General features: G+C 72.4%; 15 protein-coding genes, 1 pseudogene and 1 riboswitch. Of the genes and pseudogenes, 10 read left to right on the plus strand and 6 right to left on the minus strand.

Going from position 1 to position 15,375, the window contains the following annotated elements:
- Positions 1-1,246 (minus strand): C40 family peptidase (locus F8274_RS06070; protein WP_225853626.1); only part of this gene is annotated, 1,246 nt, incomplete at its 3' end.
- A 239-nt stretch (positions 1,247-1,485) separates the two neighbouring features.
- Between F8274_RS06070 and mqnE the strand changes: the two genes are divergently transcribed.
- From mqnE to F8274_RS06090, 4 genes are read left to right on the plus strand one after another with little or no spacing between them, the layout of a single operon-like run.
- Entirely contained in the window at positions 1,486-2,655 is a 1,170-nt protein-coding gene (gene mqnE / locus F8274_RS06075) for an aminofutalosine synthase MqnE (RefSeq protein ID WP_151461292.1), read from the plus strand.
- Positions 2,656-2,665: 10 nt separating this feature from the next.
- Positions 2,666-3,094: a hypothetical protein gene (locus F8274_RS06080; protein ID WP_151461293.1), complete on the plus strand. Its 429-nt coding sequence runs from the start codon at positions 2,666-2,668 to the stop codon at positions 3,092-3,094.
- Between the two features lie 27 nt (positions 3,095-3,121).
- Positions 3,122-3,400, plus strand: a complete 279-nt coding sequence (locus F8274_RS06085) for a DUF4229 domain-containing protein (protein ID WP_151461294.1) — start codon at positions 3,122-3,124, stop codon at positions 3,398-3,400.
- 53 nt (positions 3,401-3,453) lie between these two features.
- Entirely contained in the window at positions 3,454-3,939 is a 486-nt protein-coding gene (locus F8274_RS06090) for a hypothetical protein (RefSeq protein ID WP_151461295.1), read from the plus strand.
- Between the two features lie 56 nt (positions 3,940-3,995).
- Here the strand turns inward: F8274_RS06090 and F8274_RS06095 are convergent, their stop codons facing one another.
- Positions 3,996-5,336 carry a C39 family peptidase gene (locus F8274_RS06095; RefSeq protein ID WP_151461296.1) on the minus strand — a complete coding sequence of 447 codons (1,341 nt, stop codon included), beginning with the start codon at positions 5,334-5,336 and terminating at the stop codon, positions 3,996-3,998.
- Between the two features lie 29 nt (positions 5,337-5,365).
- Positions 5,366-6,685 carry a C39 family peptidase gene (locus F8274_RS06100; protein WP_151461297.1) on the minus strand — a complete coding sequence of 440 codons (1,320 nt, stop codon included), beginning with the start codon at positions 6,683-6,685 and terminating at the stop codon, positions 5,366-5,368.
- 206 nt (positions 6,686-6,891) lie between these two features.
- Here F8274_RS06100 and F8274_RS06105 point away from each other — a divergent pair.
- The 4 genes and pseudogenes from F8274_RS06105 to F8274_RS06120 form a co-directional block, all read left to right on the plus strand.
- A pseudogene (locus tag F8274_RS06105) lies at positions 6,892-8,196 on the plus strand (M14 family metallopeptidase); the annotation flags it as partial.
- Positions 8,197-8,304: 108 nt separating this feature from the next.
- Positions 8,305-8,398, plus strand: a riboswitch (cobalamin riboswitch).
- Between the two features lie 111 nt (positions 8,399-8,509).
- Positions 8,510-9,451, plus strand: a complete 942-nt coding sequence (locus F8274_RS06110) for an ABC transporter substrate-binding protein (protein ID WP_151461299.1) — start codon at positions 8,510-8,512, stop codon at positions 9,449-9,451.
- Positions 9,452-9,633: 182 nt separating this feature from the next.
- Positions 9,634-10,665 (plus strand): iron ABC transporter permease, encoded by a 1,032-nt coding sequence (locus tag F8274_RS06115; protein ID WP_192579727.1) that lies wholly within the window; start codon positions 9,634-9,636, stop codon positions 10,663-10,665.
- The gene (locus F8274_RS06120; RefSeq protein WP_151461301.1) at positions 10,662-11,441 is read left to right on the plus strand and encodes an ABC transporter ATP-binding protein; all 780 of its coding nucleotides are present in this window, start codon (positions 10,662-10,664) and stop codon (positions 11,439-11,441) included. Before F8274_RS06115 ends, F8274_RS06120 begins: the two co-directional genes overlap by 4 nt.
- Before the next feature lie 10 nt (positions 11,442-11,451).
- Here the strand turns inward: F8274_RS06120 and F8274_RS06125 are convergent, their stop codons facing one another.
- The 3 genes from F8274_RS06125 to F8274_RS06135 all read right to left on the minus strand — a co-directional run bounded on the left by F8274_RS06125 (position 11,452) and on the right by F8274_RS06135 (position 13,939).
- Positions 11,452-12,210: a VOC family protein gene (locus F8274_RS06125; protein WP_151461302.1), complete on the minus strand. Its 759-nt coding sequence runs from the start codon at positions 12,208-12,210 to the stop codon at positions 11,452-11,454.
- A gap of 94 nt (positions 12,211-12,304) precedes the next feature.
- Complete coding sequence (locus tag F8274_RS06130) at positions 12,305-13,042, minus strand: ABC transporter permease (RefSeq protein WP_151461303.1); 738 nt, start codon at positions 13,040-13,042, stop codon at positions 12,305-12,307.
- 9 nt (positions 13,043-13,051) lie between these two features.
- Positions 13,052-13,939, minus strand: a complete 888-nt coding sequence (locus F8274_RS06135; RefSeq protein WP_151461304.1) for an ABC transporter ATP-binding protein — start codon at positions 13,937-13,939, stop codon at positions 13,052-13,054.
- A gap of 173 nt (positions 13,940-14,112) precedes the next feature.
- Here F8274_RS06135 and F8274_RS06140 point away from each other — a divergent pair, with 173 nt between their 5' ends.
- Together F8274_RS06140 and F8274_RS06145 are read left to right on the plus strand one after the other, a co-directional pair.
- Positions 14,113-14,433: a type VII secretion target gene (locus F8274_RS06140; RefSeq protein WP_151461305.1), complete on the plus strand. Its 321-nt coding sequence runs from the start codon at positions 14,113-14,115 to the stop codon at positions 14,431-14,433.
- A gap of 9 nt (positions 14,434-14,442) precedes the next feature.
- A complete protein-coding gene (locus tag F8274_RS06145) occupies positions 14,443-15,369 on the plus strand; it encodes a WXG100 family type VII secretion target (RefSeq protein ID WP_151461306.1) in 927 nt (308 codons plus the stop codon).
- Positions 15,370-15,375 lie beyond the last annotated feature (6 nt).

A 15,375-nucleotide genomic window follows, 5' to 3' on the forward strand; every position in this document is an offset into this window, starting at 1 on the left:
CCGCGCCGAGCACCCGGGTGGCCGCGTAGAGCCGGGACCACCGGACCACGGAGATCTTGACGACGTCGCCGGTGCGCGGCGCCTCGACCATCTTGCCGTTGCCGATGTACATGGTGACGTGGTGGATGCTCGTCCAGCTGCTGCCCGAGGCGAAGAAGAGCAGGTCGCCGGGGAGGAGCGCGTTGGGGTCGACCGTGCGGGAGCGCGTGGCGTAGTACTGGTCCCGGGAGACGCGGGGCAGGCCGTGGTAGCCGGCCGCCTGGTAGGAGGCGAGCACCAGGCCGGAGCAGTCGAACCGGTCCGGCCCCTCGGCCGCCCAGAGGTAGGGGTCGCCGAGCTGGGCGAGGGCGTAGCGCACCGCGGCCAGCGCCCTCGGGTCGGCGACCCGCCCGCTGACGCTCTGGTTGACGACGTACGAGCTGCCGATCTGCTGCTCGGCGGCGTCCTCGAGGCGCTCGATCTCGCGCAGCTTGGCGGCGTTGTCCCGGCGGAGCTTGAGCAGCGCGGCTTCCTGCTTGTGCAGGTCGGTCTCGACCCGGGTGTACTCCGCGGTCTTCTCGGTGGCGCGCCGCTCGGCCGAGGCGTGCGCCTGGCGGGCGACCTGCTCGGCGGTGGTGGCCCGGGCCAGCTCGCCGGTCACCGCGGTGGTGGCGCCCTCGGCCTTGTCGCCCCGGGTGATCCGCTGGAGGTTGGCGAGGTCGCGCAGGCTGGCCCCGAACTCGCCGGGCGGCAGCGCGGCGTCGGCCTTGACCGCGTCGGCGGCGGCGGTCTTCGCGTTCTCCTGGGCCCGGACGAGCGCGTCCTGGGCCTCCTTCAGCCGGGCGGCGGCCAGCGCCAGGTCCGCCTGCGCGGTGTCCCGTTCGCCCTTGATGCTGAGCAGGGTGTCGCCGAGCTGGGCGACCTGCGCGTCGACCTGGTTGATCTGGGCGATCAGCGGCCCGTCGGCGGGGTTGGTGACGCCGGGCGTGACGCCGGGGAGGCCCGGAGTGGCGCCGGGCACGCCGGTCACCGTGCCGGGCAGGCCCGGGACGGCGCCGGGCACGGTGGGAAGCTGGAGGGTGCCGGCGGCCCGGGGACGGGAGCCGGCGTCGGGGACGCTGTCGGGCAGCGGGTCGGCCCAGGCCGGGGTGGCCAGCGCCGCGGCGGCGACCGCCCCGAGCAGGGCGGACCAGAGCGCCGGACGCAGCACCGGCGAGATCACCGGATTCCGGTTTCGTCGGCGTCGGTCCTGGGTGCTCTCGGCCATTCCGCTCCCCGTCGTCTGGTGCTTTTCGCGCGAGGTGGGCGCGCTGAGCCAGGACGGTACCGGTGTGTGTTCCGCCCCATCCTGTCTTACCTCACGAACGCAGCTATGTCGATGTGCGGAGGGTGACGACCGGCCGGGAGTCCGGTGAAGTAGGTCGCTGCGGTTGACCGGGTCGCCGGGTCGTCGGTCGCGCGACGTACGCTCGACCGGGACCGCAGGTGGAAGGGACGTGCTTTTCGATGGACGCCGGACTCAAGCGCGAGCTCGAAGCGAAGGTCTACGCGGGGGAGCGGCTCACCCGCGCGGACGGCATCGCCCTCTACGAGAGCGACGACCTCGCCTGGCTGGGGCGACTGGCCCACCACAAGCGCACCGAGATGAACGGTGACCGGGTGATGTTCAACGTCAACCGGCACCTGAACCTCACCAACGTCTGCTCCGCGTCGTGCGCGTACTGCTCGTTCCAGCGCAAGCCGGGTGAGAAGGACGCCTACACGATGCGCATCGACGAGGCGGTCCGCAAGGCCAAGGAGATGGAGGACGAGCAGCTCACCGAGCTGCACATCGTCAACGGCCTGCACCCGACCCTGCCCTGGCGCTACTACCCGAAGGTGCTCCGCGAGCTGAAGGCGGCGCTGCCGAACGTCAAGCTCAAGTGCTTCACCGCGACCGAGGTGCAGTGGTTCGAGAAGATCAGCGGCCTGAGCGCCGACGAGATCCTCGACGAGCTGATGGACGCCGGCCTGGAGTCGCTGACCGGCGGTGGCGCGGAGATCTTCGACTGGGAGGTCCGGCAGCACATCGTCGACCACGCCTGCCACTGGGAGGACTGGTCGCGGATCCACGCCCTGGCCCACAGCAAGGGCATGCAGACCCCGGCGACGATGCTGTACGGCCACATCGAGGAGCCCCGGCACCGGGTCGACCACGTGCTGCGGCTGCGCGAGCTGCAGGACGAGACCGGCGGCTTCGCGGTCTTCATCCCGCTGCGCTACCAGCACGACTTCGTGGACTCGGCGGACGGCAAGATCCGTAACAAGATCCAGGCGCGCACCACGATGGCCTCGCCGGCCGAGTCGCTGAAGACGTTCGCCGTCTCGCGGCTGCTCTTCGACAACGTGCCGCACGTGAAGAACTTCTGGGTGATGCACGGCCTCTCGGTGGCTCAGCTGTCGCTGAACTTCGGTGTCGACGACCTGGACGGCTCGGTCGTGGAATACAAGATCACTCACGACGCCGACTCGTACGGCACGCCGAACACCATGCACCGCGAGGACCTGCTGAACCTGATCTGGGACGCGGGCTTCCGTCCGGTCGAGCGGAACACCCGCTACGAGGTCGTCCGCGAGTACGACGCGGCCCCGTCGCTGGCCGAGCGCCGCGCCGAGCCGCAGCAGGTCTGGGCCTGACCGCACGCCGATGAGCACCGAGGAGCAGCAGCGCAGCTTCCCCCGGCGGGACGCCGAGGGGCGGATCCTCACCCTGGGCGACCTGCTCGGGGTGAGCCTGGCCGGGCTGGTGATCGGGGTGCTGGCGCTGGTGCTCTTCGAGTGGGCGTTCGCCACCATGGGCGCGGGCCGGTTCGGGCGGACCAACGGCTGGCTGGCGGTGATCCTGCCGCTCTGGCTGTTCTGGGACGACTTCCGGGCCTGGGAGTTCGGCGCGGCCCGGGTGCTCGCGGCGCTGGCCGGGATCGCGCTCGGCGTTCTCGCCGGGCTGCTGGCGGCCGGTCTCGCCGCCGGGCTGCCGGCGCTGGTCTCCGGCGCGCTGGCCGCGGCGGTGTTCACCGTGGTCTACGCGGTGGTCTGGTTTCATGGCGTGCACTGGCTGGCCCGGCGGACGGGCTGAGGCGTGGAGAGAGAAGGAAGTGCTGGCTTGAGCGCGGCGGTCAAGTACACGCTGGGCCGGATCGGGCTGTTCGTCGGCGTGCTGGCGGCCCTCTGGTTCGTCGAGATGAACATGTTCCTGCGGCTGATGCTGGCGCTGGTGTTCTCCGCCGCGCTGTCGTTCTTCCTGCTCCGCGGCTGGCGGGACGAGATGGCCGGCGAGATGTCGGAGGCGTCCGAGCGGCGCCGCGCCGAGAAGGAGCGGTTGCGCTCCGCGCTGGCCGGGGACGACCAGGCCGAGCGCACCGACGAGCGCCGCGAGAGCTGACCTTCGCGGAACGGGGCAGCGGAAAACGCCGCCGGCCGCTAGGGTCGGCCGCCGTGAGTTTCCTGAACACTGTCAACGGGTGGCGGACGAAGGTCTTCGTCTGGATCGGCCTGCCGGTCATCGCCGCCATCGGACTTATGCTGAGCGTCACCGACCTCGCGCCCACCTGGGAGGCGAAGAACGGTGGCGGCACGCCGGGCACCTTCACCGCGGTCCACGAGGACTGCGGCCGGCGCAACTGCGAGTGGCGCGGCACCTTCGTGGCCGACGAGGGCGGTGCCCGCCGCGCCGACGTGATCCTCTACGACGCGCCCGACGGCCTCGCCGCCGGCGCCACCGCCCCGGCCCGGGACACCGGCGCCCGGGCGGGGGTCTTCTCCACCACCGGCGGGTCGACGTACCTGCTGGTGACCGGGCTCGCCCTGGCCGGGGTGGCCGCCCTGGTGGCCTGGGTGTGGATCATCGTGCGGGCGATCCGGAACCGCCGGCGGGCGAAGCAGCCCGCCGCCCCACCCGCCTCCTTCGCCCCGTCCCTCTGACGAGACCCGGGCCCGGCGCGATCCCCGAGCGGGGACCGCGCCGGGCCCGCGGCGTTTCACCAGTTGGTCGAGCCCGGGACCACCGGCCAGGGCCGGTTGGTGGGCTTGATCAGGTACGCGATGCCCCCGGAGCCGGAGGCCACGGTGCCGTTCGCCCGGTAGCGCTTGGTGCGCAGCCAGATCTGCTCGAACTGCTCCCGCTTGTAGACGTTGCGCACGGCGTCGTCGGACGACGAGGCGGGGTCGTTGACGATCACGTCACCGTCGGCGGTGAAGCCGACGATCACGAACAGGTGCCCGGAGGTGCCGTAGTTCGCCCCGTCCAGTTCCTCCGCCAGGAAGGACTGGGAGGTGATCACCGGGATGCCGGCCTTGATGAAGCGTTCCACCTCGTCCAGCGAGTGCATCCGGGTGACCCGGGCGTCCAGGCCGGGGAAGCTGGCCGCGTACGCGGTGTTGAACGGCCAGTTGCCGGCGCCCTCGTACTCGTAGTCGTAGGTCATCCGGGCGGCGTGGTCGACGGTCGGGTCGGCGTAGCTCGGGTCGACCCAGGCGATGTCCTCGGCGGAGGGCTTGCGGCCCCAGTACTCCACCACCATCTCGGTGGAGGTGGGGGAGCACCAGGCTTCCCCGCCGCCGTCGTACTCGGGGTACTCTCCGACGTGAATGTTCTGCGAGTAGCGCGGCACGGCGAGTTCCCGGCCCCAGGCGATGCCGCCCTTGCTCGGGGCGACGGTGAACCGGTCCGGCACGTTGGAGCTCATCGCGCCGAGCATCCAGACCCGCGGTGAGGCGGCCTGTCCCGGCGCGCGGTAGAGGGTCAGCCGGAGCTGGTAGGACCGCAGCAGCACGCCGGCCTTGGCGTCGTCGATGGAGAACGTGTCGGTCCAGATGGTCGACCAGGGGTCGCCCTGGCCGTCCAGCGTGGACCGCTTGATGTCCTGGTCGCCCGACGCCCAGCGGCCCATGACGTACCAGGGGGTCTGCTGCCCGGTGTTGTAGGTGCCGTGCAGCTCGACCTGGATCCAGGTGCCGGCCGGGGTCGCGGCGTTCCACGAGGCGACCAGTTCGCTGGCGTCGAAGCCGACCTGCCGCTCCGGCGACGTCCAGGTGGCGTACTCCCAGGTCCGGGTCGTGCCGGTGTGTTCGTCGGTGAACTCGGTGGTGCCGGCCGGGCGGCCCATGGTGATCCCGGTGCGGTGCCCCGGGATGGCGAAGGTGCCCTGGTGGCTGCCGCCACGCCAGTCGGGGTACTTGGACCACTCCTGGAAGGTGATCTGCTCGTCGTGCGAGACGGCCGGCAGGTTGTTGCCGGCGTGGGCGGGTGCCGTCACACCGACGAGGGCGAGCGCGGCGGCGCCGACGAGGGCGACCGCGCGCAGGACTGGTCTGACCATGTGCACTCCGTTGGGTGGGAAGGGGTGGATCACCAGTTGGTGGAACCGGCCACGGAGGGCCAGGCCACCTCGGTTGGTTTGATCAGGTAGACGACGCCGCCCGAGCCGCTGCCGGTGCCGCCGCCCGCGGTGGTCCGCCGGGTGCGCAGCCAGATCTGCTCGAACTGGTCGCGCCGGTAGACGTGCCGGACGGCGGCGTCGCTGGGTGAGGCCGGGTCGTTGGCGATCACGTCGCCGGCAGTGGTGAAGCCGACCACCACCATGAGGTGCCCCGCCGTGCCGTAGCCCGCGCCGTCCAGCTCGCCGGCGAGGAAGGACTGGCTGGTCACCACGGGGATACCGGCGGCGATGAAGTGCTCCAGCTCGTCGAGCGAGTGCAGCCGCGTCACCTTGGCCTCCAGCCCCGGGAAGCGGGCCGCGTACGCGGTGTTGAACGGCCAGTTGCCGGTGCCGTCGTACTGCCAGTCGTAGGTCATCCGCGCGGCGTGGTCGACCGTCGGATCGGCGTAGCGCGGGTCCACCCAGGACGTGTCGGCCGGGGAGGGCGTCCGGCCCCAGTACTCGATCACCATCTCGGTGGAGGTGGGTGAGCACCAGGCTTCCCCGCCCCCGCCGTACTCCGGGTACTGGCCGGCGTGGATGTTCTGGGAGTAGTGCGGCACGGCCAGCTCGGTGCCCCAGGCGATGTGCCCGGCGCTCGGCGTGACGGTGAACCGGTCCGGCACGGTCGAGCTCATCGCGCCGACCGAGCGGAGCACCGGTGTGACGGTCGACGCCGGGTCCCGGTAGAGGGTGACCCGGAGCTGGTAGGCCCGCAGCAGCACCCCGGCGGCCGGGCTGGTGATGGCGAACGTGTCGGTGAGGACGCTGGAGGTCTTGTCGCCCTGCCGGTCGACGCTGGTCCGCCGGATGTCGCCGTCGCCGGAGGCCCAGCGGCCCATGACGTACCAGGGGGTGCGGGTGCCGGTCGTGTAGGTGCCCTGGAGCTCGACCTGGAGCCAGGTGCCGGCCGGGGTGTCGGCGTTCCACGAGGTGACCAGCTCGGTGGCGGCGAAGCCGACCTGGGTGAGCGGCGAGGTCCAGGTCCCGTACGCCCAGGTGCGCCGGGTGCTGGTGTGCGGGTCCTTGTAGGGGATGGTGCCGACCGGGGTGCTCAGGGTCAGGCCGGCGGTGGTGCCCGTGGTGCCGGCGGAGGTTCCGGCCGACCAGCCCGTCCCGGACCAGCCCTGCCAGGTGATCTGCTCGTCGTGCGCGACGCCGGTGGTCGCGCCGGCCGGTGCGGTGGTGCCGACGAGGGCGAGCGCGGTGGCGCCGGCGAGGGCGGCCGCCCGCAGGGATGTCCGGTCCATGGCAGCTCCTCCAGGAGAACGGCATCGTTGCCGTTCACTGTCGCGCCTGGAAGGAAGTTCCGCCAGAGGTTCACGCATGGAAAATGATTGCCGGCATGAGGATGCGGTCGGGATGGAAGCACGTAGTGATGAATGTTGATATGACCATGTGACTCCTGGTGAAGTGTGCGGACAACGGGATCGCCCGTACCCCGAGGAGGTTGTCCATGGCCCTCCGCACGTCACCGCTCCGCCGCCGGCTGGCCCTCGCCGCCGCCGTCGGCCTGACCCTCGTCGCCGCGGTCACCGGCCCGGCCGCCGCCCGGCCCGCACCGGACGGCGAACCGGCCGCCGTCGCCTACCGGGTGCTCGGCCCGCGCACACTCGCGGACCGGAGCGCCGTCGCCCGCACCGGCGCGGCCATCGACCACTCCGAACACGGCGTGCTGCACGTCACGGCCACCACCGCCGAGGCCGCCGCGATCACGCGGCTCGGCTTCCGGCTGGAGAAGGACGTCACCCCGGCCGCGGCCTCCGGCGCCGTGGCGTACGCCTTCCCGCCCGCCGACTCCAACTACCACGACTACGCCGAGTTGACCTCGGTGGTGAACACAGTGGTCGCCGACCACCCGGCCATCGCACGCAAGCTCAGCATCGGGCGGTCCTACCAGGGCCGGGACCTGATGGCCGTGAAGATCTCCGACAACGTCGGCACCGACGAGAACGAGCCGGAGATCCTCTTCAACGCCCAGCAGCACGCCCGCGAGCACCTGACCGTCGAGATGGCGATCTACCTGCTCAACCTCTTCACCGACAGCTACGGCAGCGACTCCCGGATCACCAACCTCGTCAACTCCCGCGAGATCTGGATCGTCCCCACGGTCAACCCGGACGGCAGCGAGTACGACATCGCCACCGGCTCCTACCGCTCCTGGCGGAAGAACCGGCAGCCCAACAGCGGCTCCTCGGCCGTCGGCACCGACCTGAACCGGAACTGGTCGTACCAGTGGGGCTGCTGCGGCGGCTCGTCCGGCTCGACCTCGTCGGAGACCTACCGTGGCCCGTCCGCCTTCTCCGCCCCGGAGACCGCGGCCCTGCGCACCTTCGTCAACAGCCGCGTCGTCGGCGGGGTGCAGCAGATAAAAGCGAACATCGACTTCCACACCTACTCGCAGCTGGTGCTCTGGCCGTACGGCTACACGTACAGCAACACCGCCACCGGGATGAACGCCGACCAGTACAACACCTTCGCCACGATCGGCCGGCAGATGGCGTCCAGCAACGGCTACACCCCGGAACAGTCCAGCGACCTCTACATCGCCGACGGCACGAGCATCGACTGGATGTGGGGGACCCACAAGATCTGGGCGTACACCTTCGAGATGTATCCCGGGTCGGCCTCCGGGGGCGGCTTCTACCCGCCCGACGAGGTGATCCCCGCGCAGACCTCCCGCAACCGGGAGGCCGTGCTGGTGCTCTCCGAGTACGCCGACTGCCCCTACCGGGCGATCGGGAAGCAGAGCCAGTACTGCTGAGCACGAGCCACGGTGGGGCCGCGTAACCGGGGTCCCACCGTGGCTCCCGTCCGGACGATCTCCGCTGGTCGTGCGCTACGGTGGCACCGACCACCCCGCAGCGAAGCCGGTGCGAAACCGGCGCTGTCCCGCAACTGTGATGCCCCGCACACGGCGTCGGCCCCGGCCGGCGCCGACACCTGTGGGGGGACGAGTCAGGTCGCCTGCGGCACGGTCGCGACTCGCGCTCTCGAGGAAGGGCGCCTCGCGGACGGGCCCGCCCAGGTCCCTGTCGGCGAAGCACCACGCTCCTCGACCGACAGGAGGACCGATGTCCAGACGTACCCCCCGGCTCTTCGCCGCCGCCCTCGCGGTCGGCGCGCTGCTCCTCGGCGGCTGCGCCGAGAAGACCGCGAACGACACCCCCGCCGCCGGCGGCAGCGGCTCGGCGGCGGCCGCCTTCCCGGTCTCCGTCGGCAGGCTGACCCTGGAGAAGCGCCCCGAGAAGATCGTCTCGCTGTCGCCGTCGACGACGGAGATGCTCTTCGCCATCGGCGCCGGCAAGCAGGTCACCGCCGTCGACGACCAGTCCAACTACCCGGCCGAGGCGCCGAAGAGCGACCTCTCCGGCTTCCAGCCGAACGCCGAGGCGATCGCCGCCAAGGCGCCCGACCTGGTGGTGCTGGCCAACGACCTCAACAAGATCGTCGACCAGCTCACCACGCTGAAGATCCCGGTGCTGCTCACCCCGGCGGCGACCACCCTCGACGACACGTACCAGCAGCTCACCGACCTGGGCAAGCTCACCGGCCACCCCGCCGAGGCGGACGCCGTCACGAAGAAGATGAAGGACGACATCGCGGCGCTCACCAAGGACCTGCCGCAGCGGGCGAAGAAGCTCACCTACTACCACGAGCTCGGCCCGGAGCTGTACAGCGCGACCAGCAAGACCTTCATCGGCTCGATCTACACGCTCGCCGGCCTGGAGAACATCGCCGACCCGGCGGACGCCGACGGCAAGAGCGCCGGCTACCCGCAGCTCTCCCAGGAGGTCATCGTCAAGGCGAACCCCGACTTCGTCTTCCTGGCCGACACCAAGTGCTGCAAGCAGACCCCGGAGACCGTCAAGGCGCGCAGCGGCTGGGCCGGCGTCACCGCCGTGAAGAACAACCAGATCGTCGGCCTGGACGACGACGTCGCCTCGCGCTGGGGCCCGCGGGTCGTCGACCTGCTCAAGGCGATCATCGACGCCACCGCCAAGGTCCCGGCCTGACGGTGACCGTGCGATCGGCGGACAACCCTCACCGGCCGGCCGGGACGCCCCGCGCGTCCCGGCCCGCCGGCGTGCCCGGCACGCCCCGGCCCGCGCCTGGTGACCCGGCCGAGCGGGGTACGTCCGCGGCGGGCGGCGGCGAGCCCCCGGCCGGACCGGGTGCGGCGGTCCGGCCGGCCGGGCTGCGCACCCGCTGGCTGCTCGCCGGCATCGGCGCCGTGCTGGTGGCGCTGGTGGCCGGCGTCTCGCTCGGCCCGGTCAGCCTGCCGCCGGGCAGCGTCGCCGCCGAACTGCTCAACCTGCTGCCCGGGGTGCACCTCGACAGCGGGCTCACCGAGCGGGAGATCGCCATCGTCACCGAGCTGCGGCTGCCCCGGGTCGTGCTCGGCCTGCTCGTCGGCGCCCTGCTCGCCCTGGCCGGCGGCTGCTACCAGGGCGTCTTCCGCAACCCGCTGGCCGACCCGTACCTGCTGGGCGTGGCGGCCGGGGCGGGGCTCGCGGTGACCGCCGCGATCGCGCTCGGCGCCGGGGCCGGCGGGGCGCTCACCGGGATGCCGCTCACCATCCCCCTGGCCGCGTTCGTCGGCTCGCTCGGCGCGGTCGTCATGACGTACCTGCTCGGCGCGGCCGGCGGGCGCGACCGGTCACCGGCCACGCTGATCCTGGCCGGGGTGGCGGTCTCGGCGTTCCTCGCCGCCGGACAGACCTACCTGCTGCAACGGAACTCCGACAGCATCCAGCAGGTCTACTCCTGGCTGCTCGGGCGGCTGGCCACCGCCGGCTGGCACGACGTCCGGCTGGTCCTGCCCTACTTCGTGCTCACCGCCGTGGTGGTGCTGCTGCACCGGCGCGAGCTGGACGTGCTCTCCGTCGGCGACGACGAGGCCACCAGCCTCGGCCTGCACCCGCAGCGCTCCCGCTACCTGCTGATCGCCGCCGCCTCGCTGGGCACCGCCGCCGCGGTCTCCGCCTCCGGCCTGATCGGCTTCGTCGGCATCATCGTGCCGCACACCGTACGGCTGCTCGCCGGGTCGAGCTACCGGGTGATCCTGCCGCTGTCGATGCTCTTCGGCGGCGCGTTCCTGGCGCTGACCGACGTGGTCGCCCGCACCGCCGCCGCGCCCGCCGAGGTCCCCATCGGCGTGGTCACCGCCCTGCTCGGCGGCCCGTTCTTCGTGCTGGTCCTGCGCACCGCCCGCCGGGTGCTGACATGAGCGCGCCCGCCGTCGAGCTGCGCGGCCTCCGGGTCGAGCTGGGTGGCACGCCCATCCTGGCCGGCGTGGACCTGTCGGTCGCGGTGGGCGAGTGGGTCACCGTGATCGGCCCGAACGGCGCCGGCAAGTCCACCCTGCTGCGCGCCGTCGGCGGCCTGCTGCCCGCCCCGAACGCGGTCTCCCTCTTCGGTACGCCGATCAACTCCCTCCGCCGCCGCGACCGGGCCCGGGTGGTGGCCACCGTGGCGCAGTCCCCGGTGGTGCCGGCCGGCATGCCGGTCCTCGACTACGTGCTGCTGGGGCGCACCCCGTACATCCCGGCGCTGGGTCGGGAGTCCGCCGCCGACCTGGCCGCCGTGCACGAGGTGCTGGACCGGCTCGACCTGGGCGCGTTCGGGCGCCGCGAGCTGGCCACCCTCTCCGGCGGCGAGCGGCAGCGGGTCTTCCTGGCCCGGGCGCTGGCCCAGGGCGCCACCCTGCTGCTGCTCGACGAGCCGACCAGCGCGCTGGACATCGGGCACCAGCAGGAGGTGCTTGAGCTGGTCGACCAGCTTCGCCGGGAGCACGACCTGACCGTGCTCGCCACCATGCACGACCTCTCCATCGCCGGCGAGTACGCCGACCGCCTGGTCCTGCTCGCCGAAGGGCGGGTGGCCGCCGCGGGCCCACCGCAGGAGGTCCTCACCGAGGCCCTGCTGGCCCGCCACTACCGCGCCAACGTCCGCGTCATCCCCGGCGACCACGGCCCCCTGGTGGTCCCCGTCCGCCCCCGCTGACGGGGGTTGCTCAGCGGAGGGCCGTGACCGAGAAGAGCGCGCCCTGGGGGTCGCGGAGCGCGGCGCTGCGGCCGACCGGGTTGTCCCGGGGTGGGACGAGGATGGTGCCGCCCAGCTCGGCGGCCCGGGCCGCGGTGGCGTCCGCGTCCTCGACCGCGAAGTAGACCGTCCAGTAGGCCGGCAGGTCCTCGGGCAGCGGCTCCAGCTGCGGCATCATGCCGGCGACGATCCGGGCGCCGCACCGCCATCCCGTGTAGGTGACCGGGCCGGACGGCTGCTCCTCGGGGTGCCAGCCGAAGACCAGCGCGTAGAAGTCCTTCGCCCGCTCGGGTTCGGGCGTGACCAGCTCGTTCCAGCACATCGAGCCGGGGGCGTTGAACAACTCCGCCCCGCGCATGGCCATCGGCTGCCAGACGCTGAACACCGCGCCGGCCGGGTCGGCGAGGACCGCCATCCGGCCCTGGTCGAGGACGTCGAACGGGGAGACCACCACCTGGCCGCCGGCCGCCTCCACCCGGGTGGCGACCAGGTCCGCGTCGTCGGTGGCCACGTACGTCGACCAGACCGGCACCTGGTCCGGCGCGGCGGGCGGCCCCGCCCCGGCGACGGCCCGGCCGTCCTTGAGGAACGTGGTGTAGCCGCCGGCGGCGGGCTCCGCCGCCACCCGGCCGGTCCAGCCGAACAGCTCCGGGTAGAACCGTTTCGCGTCGTCCAACCCGGGCGTGGCCAGGTCGGCCCAGCAGGGCGTGCCGGGCTCCACGCCGTCCACGCTGACCCCTCTCGCCGGGAGCGGCCCCGCTGGCACGCCCTGCCGGCATCGTGGCACCGTCCCGCCGGCCACCGGGCCGGATTCGGACAAAAGGTCAGGTGAAGCGGCGTCCCTCGTCCCGGCGGTACGCCCACCCGGCGACCGCCGCGAGCGCCACCACCCAGACGACCAGCATCACGAGGGCCCGGGGGTCGGGCCGCCAGTCGGTGACGGCCGCCCACATGAGCTCGACCGCGCCGCGGGTCGGCAGGTAGGGGGCGATCGCCTGGATGAAGCCGGGCGCGTCGTCCGGGCCGGAGAGCAGGCCGCCGCCGAAGGCCAGCGGGAAGAACACCACCTGGGCCACCACGATGGCCGCCTTGCTCGGCAGCGAGTAGCCGATGGCCATGCCCAGCAGGGTGAACGGCACCGAGATCACCGCCACGCCGGCGAGGCCCAGCAGGAACTGCACCGGCGTCACGTGGGCCGCGGTGGCGACCGCGGCGATCACCACCACGGGGATCATCGAGAAGTAGGTCAGCACCAGGCCGGCCAGGATCCGCCCGGCCAGGCGTGGCCCGGGACCAGCCGGGAGGGTGCGCGTGTACGGGTTCCAGGGCTGGTCGCGGTCCTCGGCCACGCCGATGCCGTACTGGAAGATGTTGGCGCTCATCACCGCGAAGGTGACCATGGCGGCGGTGGCGTAGGTGGCGCTGGCGGCGTCGTCACCGGCGAACGGCACCACGAAGAAGAGCATGGCGGCGGCGGGGAAGAAGGCGCTGCCGACCACCGCGACCGGGATCCGGACGATCTCCAGGAGCTGGTAGCGGGCGTGGACCAGGGCGAGCGGCACGGCGGTCTCCTAGGCGGGGGTGGGTGCGGGCCGGTCGCCGGCGGTCAGGGTGAGGAACGCCTCCTCCAGCGAGGTGGGCCGGACCTCCAGGTCACGGAACGCCGCGCCGGCGGTGACCAGGTCCCGGACGAGCTGGTCGGCGTCGGTGGTGAGCAGGTGGGTGCGCCCTTCGGCGTGCTCGGTGGCCACCACGCCGGGCAGCGGCGGCAGGTCGTCGGCGACCAGGCTGACCCGGCGTACGCCGACGATGCCGCGGATCGCCGCCACCGAGTCGTCCGCGAGGACGCGGCCGTGCCCGATCACCACCACCCGCTCGGCCAGCGCCTCCACCTCCTCCAGGTAGTGGCTGCTCAGCAGCACCGTGCCGCCCTCGGCGTGGAAGGCCCGGACGGCCTCCCACAGGGTGCGCCGGGCCTCCACGTCCAGCCCGGTGGTGGGCTCGTCGAGGACCACGAGCCGGGGCCGGCCGACGAAGGCGAGCGCCACGGCCAGCCGGCGGCGCTGCCCGCCGGAGAGCCCGCCGGTCTGCCGGCGCACCTGGTCGCTGAGGCCGAACCGGTCGAGCAGCTCGTCCCGGGGCACCGGGTCGGGGAAGTGCGCGGAGACGAAGTCGACCACCTCGCCGACCCGCAGCGTGCCGGGCAGGCCGGTCTCCTGCGGGGTCACCCCGAGCTGCCGGCGGCTCGCCGGGTCGCGTGGGTCGCCGCCGAGCAGCTCGACCCGGCCGGCCGTTGGGCGGCGCAACCCGACCAGCAGGTTGAGCAGGGTGCTCTTACCGGCACCGTTCGGGCCGAGCAGGCCCACCAGCTCCCCGGCGTGGACGGTCAGGTCGACCCGGTCCAGTGCCAGCACCTCGCCGTAGCGGCGGCTGACCTGGGCGGCGCGGGCCAGGATCATCTTCGGGCTCCTCAGGGGTTGCGGTCCCGGGCGGGGCATGCAATCACCTGTGTACCGTGCCGGTGCGAGTTGCACTGCCCCGCGCGGACGGGTGCCGATCGCCTACTGTGGTAATCCCGTTGTCCGGCCGCGCCGGCGACGGGTGACTGTCGACTGGACACTGGGGAGGGTCCGTGACGAGTCCGAGCAGGAACCTCGAGGTCCAGCCGGAGGCGTTGACCGCCTTCGCCGCCGCGTCCCGGGAGCGGGCCGGCCGCTTCCGCGAGCTGCGCCGGGTCTTCCACGACGGGCACGTGCCCCGGCACGCCTTCGGCATCATGCCGGCGTCGTTCAGCCTGGCCGCCGCGTACGCCGAGCAGTTCGAGGCGTGCCTGCAGGGGCTGGAGGACGGCGCCGAGGTGATGGCCGACATCGCCGAGGGGATCAGCGACACCGCCGATGCCTACACCGGGACCGACGTGGCGACCACCGACATGTTCACGCCGGGCGGCTGAGGGAGCCTGATGAGCACCGAGGCGTTGCAGCGCAACAAGACCTACTTCGAGCAGATCGTGTCGGGCACGCCCGACCCGTTCAAGCCGCTCTCCAACGCGGTGCTCTGGCCGTTCGAACAGCTGCTGGAGCTGGTCGCCGGCGAGCCCGACGACCTCATGCAGGCGGCCCAGCTCGCCCTCACCACCGGCGAGGCGGTTCGGCAGATCGCCGGCGACCAGGTCGCCGACCGGGCCCGGCTGCGCGGCGCGTGGGACGGCGACGCGGCGGAGAAGTTCCACGCCTCGATGGAGTCCGTCGAGGAGGCGATCGAGGAGCTGGCCAAGGGGCTGGACGGCACCAAGGAGGTGCTGGTCGACGCGGCGAACGCCGCGGTCGACGCGTTCAACCTGCTGGTCGAGCTGATCCTGGAGTTCCTGCTCTGGTTCCTGACCGAGGTGATCATCGCCGCGGTGGCCGCCGTGCTCAGCGCGGGCGTGACGCTGGCCGCCACGGTCGTCCGGGTGCTGGCCCGGCTGGCCACCACGGTCGGCCGCATGGTCAAGATCGTGGCCCGGTTCGCGGAGATCCTCACCAAGCTGGTCACCAAGCTGGAAAAGGTCGCCGAGCTGCTCACCCGCTACCGCAAGGTCGTGATGGAGCTGCGCAAGGCCAAGAAGGCGTACCGGGCGTGGAACAAGTCCGGCTACACCAAGGAGGCGTTCGCGTTCAAGATCCAGCGGGCCGCCATCCTGTTCCCCGGCAAGTTCGCCATCAACCAGGCGTCCCCGGTCAACATCCCGGGCATCGGCGGCGCGCTGCTCGACACGGGGGTCGGCCTGCACGACGTCTCCGACGGCCACAAGGACCGCAACTACCTGGTCGACGGCACCTACTCGGAGGACCTGGGGCCGTACACCAACGGTGTGCAGAACGTCTTCGACTCGATCGTGAACTGAGAGGCA

The sequence above is a fragment of the Micromonospora sp. AMSO31t genome (genome assembly GCF_008868175.1).
Lineage (GTDB): Bacteria > Actinomycetota > Actinomycetes > Mycobacteriales > Micromonosporaceae > Micromonospora.